The sequence below is a fragment of the Novosphingobium sp. BL-S-34 genome (assembly GCF_056857015.1).
In genome coordinates, this window is the sequence record NZ_CM166473.1 from 1040620 (window position 1) to 1056077 (window position 15458).

General features: G+C 66.0%; 14 protein-coding genes. 7 read left to right on the forward strand and 7 right to left on the reverse strand.

What is annotated here, in order from left to right:
- Positions 1-12: 12 nt before the first annotated feature.
- Genes AC1VV3_RS18490 through AC1VV3_RS18510 form a run of 5 tightly spaced genes read right to left on the reverse strand, consistent with a single transcriptional unit; the run spans position 13 to position 4849 of the window.
- Positions 13-1026: an alpha-ketoacid dehydrogenase subunit beta gene (locus AC1VV3_RS18490; RefSeq protein ID WP_465127057.1), complete on the reverse strand. Its 1014-nt coding sequence runs from the start codon at positions 1024-1026 to the stop codon at positions 13-15.
- Positions 1027-1042: 16 nt separating this feature from the next.
- Positions 1043-2032, reverse strand: a complete 990-nt coding sequence (locus tag AC1VV3_RS18495; protein WP_431567665.1) for a thiamine pyrophosphate-dependent dehydrogenase E1 component subunit alpha — start codon at positions 2030-2032, stop codon at positions 1043-1045.
- A 47-nt stretch (positions 2033-2079) separates the two neighbouring features.
- Entirely contained in the window at positions 2080-3288 is a 1209-nt protein-coding gene (locus AC1VV3_RS18500; protein ID WP_431567666.1) for an acyl-CoA dehydrogenase family protein, read from the reverse strand.
- Between the two features lie 5 nt (positions 3289-3293).
- Positions 3294-4454, reverse strand: coding sequence for a thiolase family protein (locus AC1VV3_RS18505; protein WP_431567667.1), 1161 nt, complete (start codon positions 4452-4454; stop codon positions 3294-3296).
- Entirely contained in the window at positions 4451-4849 is a 399-nt protein-coding gene (locus AC1VV3_RS18510; RefSeq protein ID WP_431567668.1) for a Zn-ribbon domain-containing OB-fold protein, read from the reverse strand. The genes AC1VV3_RS18505 and AC1VV3_RS18510 overlap by 4 nt, the downstream gene beginning before the upstream one ends.
- A 139-nt stretch (positions 4850-4988) precedes the next feature.
- Between AC1VV3_RS18510 and AC1VV3_RS18515 the strand changes: the two genes are divergently transcribed.
- Positions 4989-6623, forward strand: a complete 1635-nt coding sequence (locus AC1VV3_RS18515) for a GMC family oxidoreductase (protein WP_431567669.1) — start codon at positions 4989-4991, stop codon at positions 6621-6623.
- A gap of 36 nt (positions 6624-6659) precedes the next feature.
- Here the strand turns inward: AC1VV3_RS18515 and AC1VV3_RS18520 are convergent, their stop codons facing one another.
- Positions 6660-7433 (reverse strand): helix-turn-helix transcriptional regulator, encoded by a 774-nt coding sequence (locus AC1VV3_RS18520; protein WP_132265900.1) that lies wholly within the window; start codon positions 7431-7433, stop codon positions 6660-6662.
- Positions 7434-7600: 167 nt separating this feature from the next.
- Here AC1VV3_RS18520 and AC1VV3_RS18525 point away from each other — a divergent pair, with 167 nt between their 5' ends.
- From AC1VV3_RS18525 to AC1VV3_RS18540, 4 genes are all read left to right on the forward strand, one after another.
- Complete coding sequence (locus tag AC1VV3_RS18525) at positions 7601-8716, forward strand: acyl-CoA dehydrogenase family protein (protein ID WP_431567670.1); 1116 nt, start codon at positions 7601-7603, stop codon at positions 8714-8716.
- Positions 8717-8885: 169 nt separating this feature from the next.
- Positions 8886-10136: a putative DNA modification/repair radical SAM protein gene (locus AC1VV3_RS18530; RefSeq protein ID WP_465127059.1), complete on the forward strand. Its 1251-nt coding sequence runs from the start codon at positions 8886-8888 to the stop codon at positions 10134-10136.
- A gap of 2 nt (positions 10137-10138) precedes the next feature.
- A complete protein-coding gene (locus tag AC1VV3_RS18535) occupies positions 10139-11578 on the forward strand; it encodes a UdgX family uracil-DNA binding protein (protein WP_482962102.1) in 1440 nt (479 codons plus the stop codon).
- A gap of 150 nt (positions 11579-11728) precedes the next feature.
- On the forward strand, positions 11729-11932 hold the full coding sequence (locus tag AC1VV3_RS18540; RefSeq protein ID WP_132265906.1) for a hypothetical protein: 204 nt from the start codon (positions 11729-11731) through the stop codon (positions 11930-11932).
- Between the two features lie 56 nt (positions 11933-11988).
- Here AC1VV3_RS18540 and AC1VV3_RS18545 read toward each other — a convergent pair whose 3' ends face one another.
- Positions 11989-13704 carry a methyl-accepting chemotaxis protein gene (locus AC1VV3_RS18545; RefSeq protein ID WP_431567673.1) on the reverse strand — a complete coding sequence of 572 codons (1716 nt, stop codon included), beginning with the start codon at positions 13702-13704 and terminating at the stop codon, positions 11989-11991.
- 215 nt (positions 13705-13919) lie between these two features.
- On the opposite strand from AC1VV3_RS18545, the gene AC1VV3_RS18550 reads away from it, so the two are divergent.
- Positions 13920-14471, forward strand: a complete 552-nt coding sequence (locus AC1VV3_RS18550; protein WP_431567674.1) for a hypothetical protein — start codon at positions 13920-13922, stop codon at positions 14469-14471.
- A gap of 432 nt (positions 14472-14903) precedes the next feature.
- Positions 14904-15446, forward strand: coding sequence for a Csu type fimbrial protein (locus AC1VV3_RS18555; protein WP_165921394.1), 543 nt, complete (start codon positions 14904-14906; stop codon positions 15444-15446).
- The last annotated feature ends 12 nt before the right edge of the window (positions 15447-15458 follow it).

Sequence of the window (15458 nt, forward strand, 5' to 3'; positions counted from 1 at the left end):
ACAGCGCCCCCCTCACCGGTATGCCAGCGTCTTGCGGACGGCGGCGGCCACTTTCGCGGGGCTCGGCAGATAGGCGCCTTCCAACTCGCGGGCGAAGGGCACCGGGGTATGCGGCGCGGTGACCATCTCGATCGGCGCCTTCAGGCTGGCGAATGCCTTGCTGGCCACCAGCGCGGCAATGTCGGTGGCCAGACTGCACCGCGGCGGAGCCTCGTCCACGATCACCAGTCGCCCGGTTGCTTCCACGGAATCAAGGATCGCTTCCTCATCGAGCGGGGAAGTCGTGCGGAGGTCGATCACGTCGCAGCCGATACCGTCCTGCGCCAGATCGTCGGCCGCCGTCTCGGCATAGCCGACCATCATGCCGGAGGCGACCACGGTAACGTCCTCGCCCGCCCGCGCCAGTCGCGCGTGGCCGAAGGGGATCACGAAGTCCGGATCGTCTGGCACTTCGCCCGTCATGGCGTAGAGGAACTTATGTTCGAGGAAGACCACCGGATCGTCGTCGCGGATCGCCTGCCGCAGCAAACCGCAGGCATCGGCCGGAGTGGCCGGCATAACGACCTTCAGGCCAGGCATGGAGGTGACGAACTGGCTGATCATCTGGCTGTGCTGCGCGGCGGCGTTGTAACCCGCGCCGCAGGGCATGCGGATCACCGCAGGACAGACCGACTTGCCGCCGAACATGTAGCGGAACTTGGCGATCTGGTTCCACAGCTGGTCCATGCAGACGCCGATGAAGTCCGCGAACATGATCTCCGCCACCGGCCGCTTGCCCGCCAGCGCCAATCCGCCCGCCGCACCCATGATCGCGCTTTCGCTGATCGGGGTGTCGATCACCCGGTCCGGCCCGAAGGCGTCGTAGAACCCGGTGGAGGTGGACCAGATCCCGCCGATCGCCTCCGGCCCGCCCGCCGTGCCCATGCCGCCGACCACGTCCTCGCCTAGCACGACGACGCGCGGATCGCGCTGCATTTCCTGGAATATCGTGCCGCGTATGGCGTCGCGGTACATCATCTTTGCCATGTGCTTCGCTCCGCCGTCAGTAACTGATGTAAACGTTTTCGAGGACGTTCTCGGGCTGCGGCCGCGCCGCCGCGCGCGATGCCGTGACGGCATCCTCAATGGCCTGCAGGGCGTCCGCATCCACCGCGTCGAGGTCCTCGCCCGTCAGCAGCTTCGCGCCGGTCACCCGCTCGCGGAAGTGACGAAGACAGTCGCGGGTGGCGCGCAGGCGATCCAGTTCGCCCTCGCCGCGATAGCGCTGGGGATCGCCCTCGAAGTGGCCGAAGAAGCGTTCGGTATCGAACTCCACCGCTGCCGGGCCATTGCCGGGGGTGCGGACGAATTCCAGGACCTCGCCAAAGGTGTCGAAGACCGAGAAGAAGTCCGTCCCGTCCGCGCGCCAAACCTTCATGCCGAAGGCCTCGGCGCGGCTGGCGATGTCCTGCGCGGTGCCCACGGCATAGGCATCGCCGGTATGCTCCGAATAGTGGTTGTTCTCGAAGACGAAGATCGCCGGCGCCTTGGTGACGACGGCCAGGTTCATCGCCTCGAACGTGGTGCCCTGGTTGCAGGCGCCGTCGCCCGAGAAGGCGATGGAGACGGCCAGCTTGCCGTTCTCGTCCGGGCCGTCGATCTTGTTCGAAAGCGCCGCGCCCACCGCGATCGGCGCGCCCGCGCCGACGATGCCATTGGCGCCCAGCATGCCCTTGTCGATATCGGCGATGTGCATGGAGCCGCCCTTGCCGTTGCAAAGGCCCTCCTGGCTGCCCCAGATCTCCTTCATCATGCCGGTCACGTCGCAGCCCTTGGCCAGGCAGTGACCGTGGCCGCGATGGGTGGAGACGATCTTGTCCCGCTCCGAAAGATGCTCGCAGACGCCCACCGCCACGGCTTCCTGCCCGCAGTAGAGGTGGGTGAAGCCGGCGATCTCGCCAGTCTGGATCTCTTCGTGAAGGCGTTCCTCGAATTCGCGGATCAGCTTCATCTGCCGATAGGCGCGGGTCAGCGCCTCGCGGTTCAGTTGCATGCCAGCTTCCTCTCCCGTTGTCGTCCGCATCGCTTCACGGTTCCTTTTCAAAGACCAAGCACGGACTTGGCGATGATGGTGCTCTGCACCTCGTTTGTCCCGCCGAAAATCGTCCAGGCCCGGCTGTTGAGATAGCGCGCGGCGGCAACTTGCGCGGCGCGAGAATGGACCGGCTCCGGCGCGTTGTCGCCATAGAGCGGGCGTGAGGTTTCCAGCTGGAGCCCGGCGATGCCGAACAGGTCCACGGCCAGAAGGTCGATCTCCTGCCGCAAGTTGGATGCCAGCAGTTTGGTCAGCGAGGTCTGCGGCCCCGGCTTGCGGCCCTTGGCGATCTCCGAGATGATCTTCAGTTCGATCATCTCCAGCGCCTCCACGCCGAGCCGCGCTTTCGCCATCCGGCGCCGCCAGTCGGTGCTGTCGGCCAGCGCCCCGCCGCGCCCGTCGCTTTCATCTTTCGCGGCCGCCTCGATCTGGGCGAGATCATAGCCCAGTTTGGGCGCATGGCACGATCCGCCGCGCTCGTTTTCGAGCAGGAACTTGGCGATGGTCCAGCCCTCGCCCTCGGCGCCGACGAGGTTCTCGACCGGCACGCGCACGTCTTCCAGGAAGACCTGGTTGACCTCATGATCGCCCGCCGTCGTCAGGATCGGCCGCACCGAGACGCCGGGGCTGGCCAGGTCGATCAGCAGGAACGAGATGCCCGCCTGCTTCTTCACCTCGGGATCGGTGCGCACCAGCGTGAACATGCCGTTGGCGTGATGGGCATGGGTGGTCCAGATCTTCGATCCGTTGACGATGTAGTGCTCGCCATCCCGTACCGCGCGGGTCTTCAGGCTGGCAAGGTCGGACCCTGCACCGGGCTCGGAAAAGCCCTGACACCAGTAATCCTCGCCCGAAAGGATGCGCGGCAGGTAGCGCGCCTTCTGCGCCGCATTGCCGAACGTCCAGAGCACCGGGGCCAAGAGCTTCAAGCCCAGCACGGTGAGGTTGGGCGCTCCGGCGGCGGCGCATTCCTTTTCGAAAAGGTAGCGCTGAAGCGGCGTCCAGCCGGTGCCGCCATGCTCGACCGGCCACTGGTAGCCAAGCCAGCCCTTGGCATCGAGCACTGCATTCCAGGCCTGCCCGATATCCGGCTCCACGAAGACCGATGGCGTGGCGGCGGCGCCCGCTTTCACCGCATCGGGCAGGTTCTCGCGCAGAAACGCACGTACGTCCTGGCGGAAGGCTTCGTCGGCGGGGGAGAGTTCGATGTCCATGCGTTCTATCGTTCCAGTATCGTCACTGCCGATACGCCCGGCGCCCCGTAGACGTGGCTGTAGGCGGTCTTCGGCTGATGAGGCACCTGACGGCCGCCACCGTCTCCGCGCAGTTGCACCACATTTTCGTAGACCTGCCGCAGCCCCGAAGCGCCGATCGGCTCTCCGCAGGCAAGACAGCCGCCATCGGTGTTGACCGGCAGCGCGCCGCCGATCTCGGTGCGGCCCTCGGAGAGCCAGCGTTCCTGATCGCCATCGGCGCAGAAGCCGTTTTCCGCCATGTGCATGATCTCCGCGCCCGCTTCGGTGTCCTGAAGCTGAGCCACGTCGATATCGACGGGTCCGATGCCCGCGAGGCGGAAGGCGTCGGCGGAGGCAATGCGCGTGGCGGTGCCGCGCGGGCCACTATCGTCCTCCACCACATCCACGCTGGGCGCGAAGACCTCGAAGCTGTGCGGCGGGCGGGTGCGCATGGTCGCCGCTTTCAGGCGGACCAGCGGCTTGCCCAGTTCGCGCGCCTTCTTCTCGCTGGCGAGCACGAGCGCGACGCCGCCCTCGGCAGGCGAGCAGAACATATACTTGGTATAGGGGTCCGAAACGAGCGGCGCGGCCAGGATTTCCTCGATCGGCACCGGCTGGCGGCGCCAGGCATGCGGCGCATGGGCACCGTTGCGGAAGGCTTTTTCGGACACCCGCGCCAGCGTTTCGGTGGAGATGCCGAACATGTGCATGTAGCGCATGATCTTCGCCGCGAAGAACTGAGTGGTGACCATGTAGCCCGCCTCCCCGTACCAGTCCGGCAGGTTGTATTCGCTGGGCAGCGCATTGAAGGCGCCGCGCGGATGCTTGTCGAACCCGACCGCAAGGCCAAGCTCGAACTCGCCCGACTTGATCGCCATCTGCGCCGAGAACAGCGCCGATCCGCCAGCCGCGCAGCCGTTGCGCACATTGATGAACTGAACGCCGGTGAGGCCCAGCCGATCGACCATCGTGTCCGGGTTTCCGGCGGCATCCGAACTGCCATAAGCGAACTGGATCTGCGGCCAGTCCACCCCGGCATCGGCCAGCGCCTGCCGCACGGCGAAGACGCCCTGGTCAAGCCCGGACAGGCCTTCGGTGCGCCCGAACGGATGGATGCCGATGCCGACGATGCAGACGTCGCTCATGCGCGGGTTCCTTCCATCGGCGCAAAGGCAGGAATGGCCAGCGGCTCGGCCGCCTCGGGATCGAGCGCCAGCGGCACGAGCCGTACCGGCATGCCGATCCGCACCGCGCCGAAATCCCCGCCCACCAGCCGTGCCTCCACGATCACTTCGCCCGGCAGTTCGACATAGGCGACGATCCACGGCGCAAAGGCTTCCGGCCCGGTATATGGCGGAGTCTTGGGGCGATAGCGCTGCACGGTGTAGGACCAGAGCCTGCCCTCCCGCGCCAGCGGCACCGGATCGCAGCTATCCCCGGCGGGACAGGGAAACACCACCCGCCCCGTCGCCCGTTCGCGGCCGCCCAGCAGCCGGGGCGGCGTCTCGTCGGTAAACAGGCCTTCGGCAATGGCGCGCATCGTTCTCCCCATCTCTCGGCTTTCGAGTCCGTTGATGTGAATGGTTTAAGCGCGCCCGCTCCCCCTTTGTGACTCATCAAAACGCTAGGGTAGCCAATGTGCCAGTTCGTGCGACGCATTGAGGCGGGAGAACGAACAGATGGCAAAGGCCTGGGACTACATCATCGTCGGCGCCGGTTCGGCCGGCTGCGTCATGGCGGAACGGCTGAGCGCCGACGGCCGGTCGCAAGTGCTGCTGCTGGAAGCGGGCGGTAGCAATGACAGTTTCTGGGTCACCTTGCCCAAGGGCGTGGCCAAGCTGGTCAAGAAGCCCGAGCACATGTGGGCCTATCCCGTCACCCAGCCGCGCGAGGAAGGCGCGAACGAGGACAGCGGCGGCGAGGTGTGGATTCGAGGCAAGGGCCTTGGCGGCTCTTCCTCGATCAACGGCATGATCTGGAGCCGCGGCGAGCCGGCGGATTACGACGCCTGGGAAAGCGAGGCCGGTGCCGTGGGCTGGAACGGCGCAAGCATGACCGAGGCTTTCCTGGAACTGGAAGACCATGCCGCAGGCGCCTCCGCAATGCGCGGCAGCGGGGGTTTGGTCCATGTCGATCCGGCTTGCTACACATATCCGCTGGCAGAGCGCATGATCGAATCCGGCGAGGCGCTGGGACTCACGCGGGTGGACGACCTCAACGCAAAAACCGGCCCGCGCGTCGGCTATTACAGCCATAACATCCGAAACGGACGCCGCGAATCCTCTGCCCGCACGTATCTGGCAGCGGCGCGCGGACGGCCGAACCTGACCGTGGTGACAGGCGCGCTGGCGGAGCGGATCGTGTTCGACGGCACCCGCGCGGTGGGCCTCGACGCCGTCGTAAACGGCCGCCCCCAGCGCTTCGATTGTGCCGGTGAGATCGTGGTGAGCGCGGGGGCCATGGAAAGCCCGCTGCTGCTGCAGCGATCGGGCATCGGCGACACCGAGCGGCTGCGGGCGGCGGGCATCGCCCCGCTCGTCCATTCACCCGACGTGGGCGAGCGGATGATCGAGCACTTGTCGATTTCGATCCCGTTCCGGCTTGAGCACGGACGCGGCACCAACCGCAGCTTCTTCGGGGTGGGCGCGGGGCTGGCCATGCTACGCTATCTGCTGCGCCATGACGGCGTGCTGGCGACCGGCCCCTTCGAAGTCGGCGCCTTCTGCAATGTCGCTCATCCCGACGGGCGCACCGACGCGCAGTTCTACCTTGGCGGCTACACTTTCAAGGTCGGCGACGACAAGGATCCGGTCCCGCTCGACAAGATCGACCCGCTCCCCGGCGTCACCATCTACGGCCAGCTGCTGCGCCTCACCAGCGAGAGCGCGGTGCGGGCTTCGGGGCCGAACTCCGCTGATCCGGCCGATATCCGCCACAACTTCCTGACGACCGAGCACGATCGCCGCTCCGCCGTCGCGCTGGTACGCAAGATGCGCGCCTTCATCGCCGAAGCGCCGCTGGGGCAGATGGTCGGACCCGAACTGGTGCCCGGCGCGGAAGTGGAGAGCGACGGAGAGATCCTGGCTGCCTTCCGCCGCCTGTCCAGCTGCGGGCTCCATGCGATCCGCTCCTGCCGCATGGGCGACGACCCTGACGCCGTGGTCGATGCCCGCCTGCGGGTGAAAGGCGTGCGCGGCGTGCGGGTAGCGGACTGCTCGGTGATGCCCGGCCATGTCACGGGGAACACCAATGCCCCCGCCATGGCGCTGGGCCTGCGCGGCGCGAAGCTGATGCTGGAAGACAGGCTGCGGTAAAGCCCGTCGCCATGCGGGACGACACGCCTTGCAACCTCAGTTGTGCAGCGAAATATACCCGAGCTGGGCGGCCTTGAAGACCGTCTGGCTGCGGTTCACCGCATTCAGCTTGGTCGCCGCATTATGGATGTGGAACCGCACCGTCGCGCGGCTGCGCGACATGATCATGCTGATCTCCAGATCGGTCTTGCCGATCGCCGCCCAGCGCAGACACTCCACCTCGCGCTTGGAAAGGCGCGAACCGGGCGGCAGAGCCTGGGTCGAACCCATCACCTGGACGTAAGTGGCGATGAACGTGCGCGCATAAAGGCCGAGCGCGTCGGACAGCCGCAGGAAATCTTCGGAAAGATCGGTCCGGTCGCGGTCCAGCGGGTTGAAGCTCACTGCGCCGATCTGCCCGAACGGCAAGTGCACCGGCACCGCGATGCAGGCCCGCGTCATGGCGCGCTGCTCGAAATTGGCGATGTCGATGGACTGGAGGTAGGCGTTGGGCTCGCGCGTGCGGAAACCTTCGGCATTGGCCCAGAACGGCTGGCTTTCGAAGCGGCAGGCGGTGGTGAGCGGGGAATCGAGCGCGATGCGCGAATTGCGCCACCAGACCCTTTCATCGTCCGCCCAGCCGAACACCTCGATGGCCAGAACCTTGCCCTCGGCATCGACCGGCGTGCGCTTGTCGGCAATGTCGTGCGCGGGGGCGGCCCTGAAACCCAGGTCCATGGCGATGCGATGGAAGGCCTCCGCCGCCGGGCGGATCTCCGCCGGCGACGAGACGCGCACGGCGTCTATGTTTTCCTGTGACAACAGCGACATGTTTTTCCTCTCTTGCCGTGGAGCTTAACGCGCCCCGGCAGGGTGCACAATTGCTCGAAAGCCCAAATCCGGCCCGTTCGGGCCTAGTCTTTTGCACACTAGTCTTTTGCCTAGCGGAGATGCTCCCACGGCTGGTGCTACATCCGTGTGACAGACGGGAGAGCCACGTGAATTTCGATCTCAGCGAAGACGAGGAAATGCTCAAGGCGCTCACCGAGCGCTTCGTCACCAATACGTACGACCATACTAGCCGTCGCACCTTCCTGGCCGAGCCGGGCGGCTTTTCCGGCAAGAACTGGGCATTGCTGGGCGAACTGGGCCTGATCGCCGCGCCCTTCCCCGAGGAACTGGGCGGGCTCAGCCTCGACGCCACCGGCATAGCCACGATTTTCGAGGCGCTGGGACGCGGCATGGTGGTGGAGCCGCTGGCCGAGGCTTCGGTGCTGGCAGGACGCCTCTTTGCCCTGACCGCGCGCGAGGACCTGCGCGACGCATGGCTCGGCGACTTGCTCACCGGCAGCAGGCGCCTCGCCCTCGCCCATGCCGAAACCGGCATGCGGGGCGGAAGCGGCGCGATCGCGACCACGGCCACCCCGGAACAGGGCGGATACCGGCTGGACGGTGCCAAGCCCTATTCCATCGCCGGCGGCGGCGCGGACGGCTACATCGTCTCGGCGCGCCTTTCCGGCCAGGCCGGCGAACAGGCCGAAGCCATGTTCCTCATCCCCGCCGACACGCCCGGCCTCCGCCGCCGCGATTGGCCATTGGCGGACGGCTCCATCGCCTCCTCGCTGGCGCTTGAGAGTGTGCACATACCGGAAAGCCACCGCCTCCAGGGCGGCACCGCGCAGATCGAAGAGGTCCAGCAACTCGCGGATCTCGCTCGCTGCGCCGAGGCGCTCGGCATCATGGAGCGCATTTTCCACGATACCCTCGACTATGTCCGCACCCGCGACCAGTTCGGGGCCGCACTGGGCTCTTTCCAGGCGATCCAGCACCGCATGGTGGCGCAATATGCTGCCATCGAGCAAAGCCGCGCCCTGCTGAACCTCGCGCTCGTGACCTGGGAGGGCGATCGCTTCGCCGAGGCGGTAAGCGGCGCGCGCGCGTTCATCTGCGAGGCAGCGCTCACTCTGGCGCATGAGATGGTGCAGTTCCATGGCGGCATGGGCGTGACCGACGAACTGGCGATTGGGGCAGGACACAAGCGGCTGCTGGTGCTCTCCCGGTGGCCGGAAGGGCCGCAAGCGGCGCTCGATCGTTACGCCCGCCTGCTGAACTGAGCGGGGTGGCACGCTCCAGGCGCGCAGATCCTTCCTATCTCCCCTTCCTGCAATCGATCGCGCGATCGGAACGTATAGAGAACATTTTCATTGCATCCGCGGGAGCGATGAGCCAGTTTGCACCTTCACCGCCGCGCTGCCGATGGCGCGGAAAGCAAGGTCCCGCGAAATGCCCGCGCTCGAAATCGCCGAAAAGCTCACGATCCTGGCCGATGCCGCCAAGTACGATGCCTCGTGCTCCTCCTCCGGCGTCAAGAAGCGGGATTCGCGTGATGGGAAGGGGATTGGCTCGACGCTGGGCGGCGGCGGCATATGCCACGCCTATGCGCCGGACGGGCGCTGCATCAGCCTGCTCAAGGTGCTGCTGACCAACAGCTGCATTTTCGATTGCCACTACTGCATCAACCGCAAGTCCTCCAACGTGCGGCGGGCGCGGTTCACCGCCAAGGAAGTGGTCGACCTCACGCTCGACTTCTATCGCCGCAATTACATCGAAGGGCTGTTCCTGTCCTCGGGCATCATCCGCACGCCTGACTATACGATGGAGCAGATCGTCGAAGTGGCGCGATCCCTGCGCGAAGATCACGATTTTCGCGGCTATATCCACTTGAAGACGATCCCGGACGCTGATCCGATGTTGGTCGAAGCGGCGGGGCGCCATGCCGACCGGGTGTCCATCAATGTCGAATTGCCCACGGCCAGCGGGTTGCTGCGGCTGGCGCCCGAAAAATCGCAGGCCCGCATTGAAGGCGCCATGGGCACGATGCGCTCGGCCATCGAAGACGGCGCCGATGCCCGCAAGCGCTTCCGCTCCGCACCCGCTTTCGCGCCCGCCGGGCAATCGACCCAGATGATCGTCGGCGCCGATGCCGCCACCGATCGTGACATCGTGACGCGCGCGGCCTCGCTCTACGACCAGTTCGACCTGAAACGCGTCTATTATTCGGCCTTCAGCCCGATCCCGGATGCCAGCACCGTCCTGCCGCTGCGCCGTCCGCCGCTCATGCGCGAGCACCGGCTCTACCAGTCGGACTGGCTGATCCGATACTATCAATATTCCCCGCAGGAAGTGAGCGCGGCCGCCGATCCCGCCACCGGCATGCTGCCGCTCGACATCGACCCCAAGCTCGCCTGGGCGCTGCAATTTCGCGATCGGTTCCCGATCGACGTGAACCGCGCGCCGCGCGAGATGCTGCTGCGCATTCCCGGCCTGGGCATCAAGGCGGTTGAGGCCATCCTGGCCGCAAGGCGCTGGCGCACGCTGCGGCTGGACGACGTGGCGCGCATGACCGTTTCGGTAAAGAAGCTGCGTCCCTTCATCGTCACCGCCGACTGGCGCCCGACCGGCCTGCTGGACCGTGCCGACTTGCGCCCGCTGGTCACGCCCCGGGCGACCCAACTGGAACTGTTCGCGGCCTGACCATGCGCGTCGCCCGCCTGGAAAGCGAAGACGATTTCGAGGGCTGGCGCCTTGCCGCCCGTGCCTTCGCCAGCGAGGGCGTGGCGCCGTCGGACATCGTCTGGCAGGTCGGAGACGGCGCCGTGGACCTTTTCGCCGGTGAGGCTGCAGGCGTAGCGGGCGGCCATGCCCGCATCGCGCCCTTGCGGGTTACGCGGGAGTTCCTCGATCTCGCGCGCGATGCCGCGCTGCATAGCGAGCCGGAACGGTTTTCGCTGCTCTACACTCTCCTGCTCCGCTTACTGGCCCAACCCCAGGCGCTTCAGGACCGCGCCGACCCGCTGGTGCGCCGGATCGAAGGTCTGGCGCGCAACGTCCGCCGCGATAGCCACAAGATGCATGCCTTCGTGCGGTTCCGCGAACTGGCGGACCAGGACGGGCCACGCTTCATTGCCTGGTTCGAGCCCGAACATCACATCCTGCGTGCCAATGCCGGCTTCTTCGTCGATCGCTTCACCAATATGCGCTGGTCGATCCTGACCCCGCGCGGATCGCTGCACTGGGACGGCATGGCCTTGGCCGAAGGTCCGCCCGCCACGCGCGCCGACGCCCCCGGAGACGACCCGGTAGAGAGCGTGTGGAAGGCCTATTACAGCGCCATCTTCAACCCCGCACGGGTCATGCCGCAGGCGATGCTGAAGGAAATGCCGCGCAAATACTGGAAGAACATGCCGGAAACGGCCCTGGTGCCGCAGCTCATCGCCGGTGCCCGCAAGCGCGAGCTGGAAATGATCGAACAGGCCCGCAGCGCGCCCGAGCGCGGTAAAGGCTCCGGGCGCGGTCAGATACGCGGTCAGGTAGGGGGGCCGGAAGCGTTGGTGCTGCTGGCCGGGGAAGCGGAAGGCTGTCAGCGCTGCCCCTTGTGGAAGCCGGCCACGCAGACGGTCTTCGGCGAAGGGCCGCACGATGCCGAGATCATGTTCGTGGGCGAACAGCCCGGCGACCAGGAAGATCTGGCCGGTCGGCCGTTCGTCGGTCCTGCAGGCGCCGTGTTCGACCGCGCCATGGCGCAAGTCGGTGTCGACCGGACCCGGGCTTACATCACCAATGCCGTCAAGCACTTCAAGTTCGAGCCGCGCGGCAAGCGGCGCATCCATGCCCGTCCCAACACCGGAGAGATCGAGGCCTGCCGCTGGTGGATCGACCAAGAACGCGCCATCGTCCGCCCGCGCCTCGTCATCGCCATGGGCGCCACGGCGGCGCGCTCGCTGACCGGCCGCACGGTGACGGTCGGGCAGGAACGCGGACGCCCGGTGGCTTTGCCTGACGGAACGCCCTGCTGGATCACGGTACACCCCAGCTACCTGCTGCGCCTGCCACCGGACGCGGATGCGGAAGCGGAGTTTGCCCGCTATGTCGCCGATATCCGCAGCGCCGTCGAAAGCCTGGCCGAAGCCGCCTGAAGCGCCGAAATGCCTTCCACCCGCCGCCAACCGCACGGCTTTTCGGAGCAACGATTTGACGCAAATCACTCCGGAATGGTGCGAAATGGGTTAGCCGTTCTTCCGCAAGTGCGAATACCGAACACGGCGGCGCACCGCTGGAGGACTCATATGAATATCTACACCCTGAGGTTTTTCGAGGATGAGCACGGTCTGGCCAAGCGGCTGGAGTTCAAGGCCCCGGACATTGCCGGAGCCCTGATCATCGCCCACCGCGAAGCGGCCAAGCGCAGCGCCGAACTGTGGGACGGCGCCCTGAAGCTCTGCACGATCCGCCGTTCCCGCACCGAAATGACCGTCCTCGTCACGGCCTAGAAGGCTTCTGCCCAGCGGTTCGTCGTTTGAGGATCAGGGCCTGATTCGCCCTCGGCTCAGGCGACCCTGAACGCCGATGCCTGCGCTGCAAGGCGGTTCACTTCCTCGGTCAGTCCCCGCGCGGCAGCGGAAGCCTGCTCTACCATGGCGGCATTCTGCTGCGTCGCAATGTTCATCGCGCCGATGGCCGCGGTGATCTCGCTGACCGACGTGGCGGAGGCGCGATTGCTGCGCGCCATGCCGCCCAGCAGGACATGGACTTGCGCCACGTCTCCGGCGATTCCTTCGAAAGCCCCGTCCACCCGCTCCACCGCGCCCAGGGCCGCGACGATTTCGGACTGCGTGACGGTCAGCTGCGCGCGGGCGCTGCGGGCTTCCTCTTCCGATCGTTTGGCCAATGCCGAGACGAGATCGGCCACGACCGCGAAGCCACGTCCTGCCTCGCCAGCGCGTCCTGCCTCGACGGCCGCATTCATGGCAAGCACGCGGGTCTGGAACGCGATCTTGTCCAGCCCCTCGATCACACCGTCGATATTGGTGGCGCTGTCGGAAACGCGGCGCATGGCGCCTACTGCCTCGGCCGCCACCGCGCGCCCACCGCTGACCGTGGCAATCGCCTCGTCGGCGCGGGTCACCGTTTCGGTTGCGGCCGTGGCGCCCGATCGCAGGCCATTGTCGATCTCCAGCAGCGCCGCCGAACTCTGTTCGAGGCTGGCCGCGCTCGCTTCGGTGCGGCGGGCCAGGTCTTCGGAGGCCTGGGCGATCTCGAAAGAGCTGCCGCGGATAGCCGAAGTGCTGTCCCCGGTGGCGCCGATCATGCCGCGCAGCCCCGAAAGCGCCGAATTGTAATTCGTCCGCAGCGCTTCGTAAGTTTCCGGGAAGACCTGATCGATCTGCGCCGTGAGGTCGCCGGAAGACAAGTGCGCCAGGCTTTCGGCCAGACGCTCCACCACCTGCCGTTGCTCGCGGTCCGCGGCTTCCTTGGCCACCGCCGCCTCGCGGAACACCAGCAGGGCGCGCGCGATCCCGCCGATTTCGTCGGGTCGCTCGGTATCGACGATCTCGGTCTCGTTGTCGCCCTTGGCAAGGCGCATCATCGTGGCACTCGCGGTTTCCAGCGGTGCGAACAGTTTCCGGGCGCCGCGCATGCAGAGCGCCGCCGCAATGGCCGTGACGACGACGGCCAGCAGCAGGATGTGCCAGCCGAGACTGTCGACATTGCGGTAGAAGTCCTCTGCCGAGACGCCGACGAAAAGGATGCCGATCACTTTGCCGTTGGCATCCTTGATGGGATCGTAGGCCGCGAAATAGCGGGTTCCCAGGATCTCGGTCTCGCCGCGATAAGGTTCACCCTTGCCGAGTACCGCGTCCTTCACCGGTCCGGCCGCGAGCCGCGTGCCCAGGGCCCGTGTTCCGTCCGGGTTCTGGACATTGGTTGCCACCCGCTGGTCGCCCATGAAGATCGTGGCGGTGCCGCCAACGAGTTCCTTCATCCGGTCTACCGCCGCATTGTTGGCGTTGAGCGGCGTCTCGCCGGCATAGAGCGTGTCGCCGCGCAGAGAATAGTTGAGACCGCTCCACTCGATCACCGACCAGGCCACGCGCATGTTCGTGTCCAGTCGCTCCTCTCCCTGGGTCCGCGCGTCGTCGACGAGAAGAACGCGGGTGCCGATGAAGAACACGGCGGATAGCAGGATGAGCGCACCCACGGTCATGAGGGTGACTTTGGTCGAGAGATGCTGGCGTTTCAGAAAGGCACGGATGGCGGTCATGGCGGTTCTCTGTTGGGGGGAGACGAGAGAAAGGCACCGCGCAGCACGAGCCGGGAGATGATCTCCCGGACCGGACGCGGCTGCAATCGTTATAGGACGATGATGCGGCCCCGCGCCGAAACCGGGCGAATTTTCATGATTTGCAACAAAGCTGCTGAACGACGCCGCGGGAACCATGCCGCAAAAAATGCGCTGATCCCGTCGGAGATGTCGTGATGGCCGCCAAGCTCAAGGTATTCCGCACCCCTATCGGATTCCACGATGCCTATGTGGCCGCGCCGAGCCAGAAGGCGGCTCTGGCGGCGTGGGGCGCGGAAGCCGACCTCTTTGCGCGGGGGCAGGCGGAGAAAGTGACGGACCCCGAACTGGCCAGGGCGGCCCTGGCAGATCCGGGAAAAGTCGTCCGCGTGCCGCGCGGCAGCACGGATCAGCATCTTGCCGAAGCCGCCAGGACGCAGCCTCGCAAGTCGCGGCGAAAGGCCGTGGAAGCCCTCGGTTCTTCCGGCAAACCTGCTCCGAAAAAGCGCCAGGCTCCGCCGCCGAAGCCCAGTCGCGCCCAGCTTGATGCCGCCGAGGACGAAAGAGATCGGCAGGCGCGGGCGTTCGAGGCAGCGCTGCAGGATCTGGAAACGGAGCGCACTCGGATCGCGGCGGAGATCACGGAATTGCGACGTTCCCACGCCCGGCGACAGGACGCGCTGGACGCGCGTGTCGCGAAGGCCCGCCAGGCCTACGATACCGCCATGGAGAAATGGCGAGACGCATGACCATGGCCCGATTCACGGCTGTGTATCCGCTAATGCTCTAAATCTATGGCAAAAAATTTGCTCATGAGGATCTTCGAGCCGCGAACACTGTTCGATCCGGCGGTAAATTCGCGTTTGGTTAATTTACAATTAGCATTGCGAAAAACCGCAGTCTGGCCGGATTTTTCTACAGTTATCGATGAACCGAATTAAGTACCCCTCCCCAAGAAATAACCGATGCGGCGGTTTTTCATTCCAATATGGTCGGAACTTCACCCATTGTGGGTTGATTACGATTTCACGCACTGCGCCGCCGCATCCAGCCATTTCATTCGATTGCTGGAGCAGGACACCCGGCCAGCGGCTCTGGTCAGGTCGAAGCGGGATCGCGGCCGGGCTTTTGCCAACGCATTGCTTCCCACCGGGAGCGAGAGAGGAAAGAGAGGTGCCATCGTGTTGAGGACTGTCATTGCCGCAAGCGGTCTTTCGCTGGGCATGCTGGCCGCCGTGCCGGCGCACGCCGACATCAACGGGACGATCAACGCCACGATCACGCTGACCGCAGGGTGCATCATCAACGGCCAGAACTACGACGACGGTTCGGCCAATGTGAATTTCGGAACGCTCGCCTTCGGATCGCAGAACACCCTGTTCACGCAAGTCGACGCCCAGGTGCTGAGCGGCGCCGCCGGCTTCACTGTCCAGTGCAGCAACGGCGTGACCCCCACGCTCTCCTTCAATGCCGGACAGAACGACGGATCGGGCGCCGGGGTGGGCGTTCACGCCATGGTCAACCAGGCCGCGCCCGGCCAGTTCGTTACCTACAACCTCTATAGCGACGCGGCGCGCAATGCCGTGATACCCGTGGGCGGGGACATCGTCCTGCCCAGCGACGGCTCCGTGCAGACCGTGAATGTCTACGGCCGCGCCTTCGGGGAGCCGGGCCTGACGCCGGGCTCTTATGCGGACATCGTCACGGTCGTCCTGGAACTCTAGGGAAGCGTCCCG

Bases quoted from the DNA above. Each gene is read 5' to 3' on its own strand.
- AC1VV3_RS18490 (WP_465127057.1), bottom strand. From the start codon at position 1,026: ATGGCAAAGATGATGTACCGCGACGCCATACGCGGCACGATATTCCAG.
- AC1VV3_RS18515 (WP_431567669.1), top strand. From the start codon at position 4,989: ATGGCAAAGGCCTGGGACTACATCATCGTCGGCGCCGGTTCGGCCGGC.
- AC1VV3_RS18520 (WP_132265900.1), bottom strand. From the start codon at position 7,433: ATGTCGCTGTTGTCACAGGAAAACATAGACGCCGTGCGCGTCTCGTCG.
- AC1VV3_RS18540 (WP_132265906.1), top strand. From the start codon at position 11,729: ATGAATATCTACACCCTGAGGTTTTTCGAGGATGAGCACGGTCTGGCC.
- AC1VV3_RS18495 (WP_431567665.1), bottom strand. From the start codon at position 2,032: ATGCAACTGAACCGCGAGGCGCTGACCCGCGCCTATCGGCAGATGAAG.
- AC1VV3_RS18510 (WP_431567668.1), bottom strand. From the start codon at position 4,849: ATGCGCGCCATTGCCGAAGGCCTGTTTACCGACGAGACGCCGCCCCGG.
- AC1VV3_RS18500 (WP_431567666.1), bottom strand. From the start codon at position 3,288: ATGGACATCGAACTCTCCCCCGCCGACGAAGCCTTCCGCCAGGACGTA.
- AC1VV3_RS18545 (WP_431567673.1), bottom strand. From the start codon at position 13,704: ATGACCGCCATCCGTGCCTTTCTGAAACGCCAGCATCTCTCGACCAAA.
- AC1VV3_RS18550 (WP_431567674.1), top strand. From the start codon at position 13,920: ATGGCCGCCAAGCTCAAGGTATTCCGCACCCCTATCGGATTCCACGAT.
- AC1VV3_RS18530 (WP_465127059.1), top strand. From the start codon at position 8,886: ATGCCCGCGCTCGAAATCGCCGAAAAGCTCACGATCCTGGCCGATGCC.
- AC1VV3_RS18535 (WP_482962102.1), top strand. From the start codon at position 10,139: ATGCGCGTCGCCCGCCTGGAAAGCGAAGACGATTTCGAGGGCTGGCGC.
- AC1VV3_RS18505 (WP_431567667.1), bottom strand. From the start codon at position 4,454: ATGAGCGACGTCTGCATCGTCGGCATCGGCATCCATCCGTTCGGGCGC.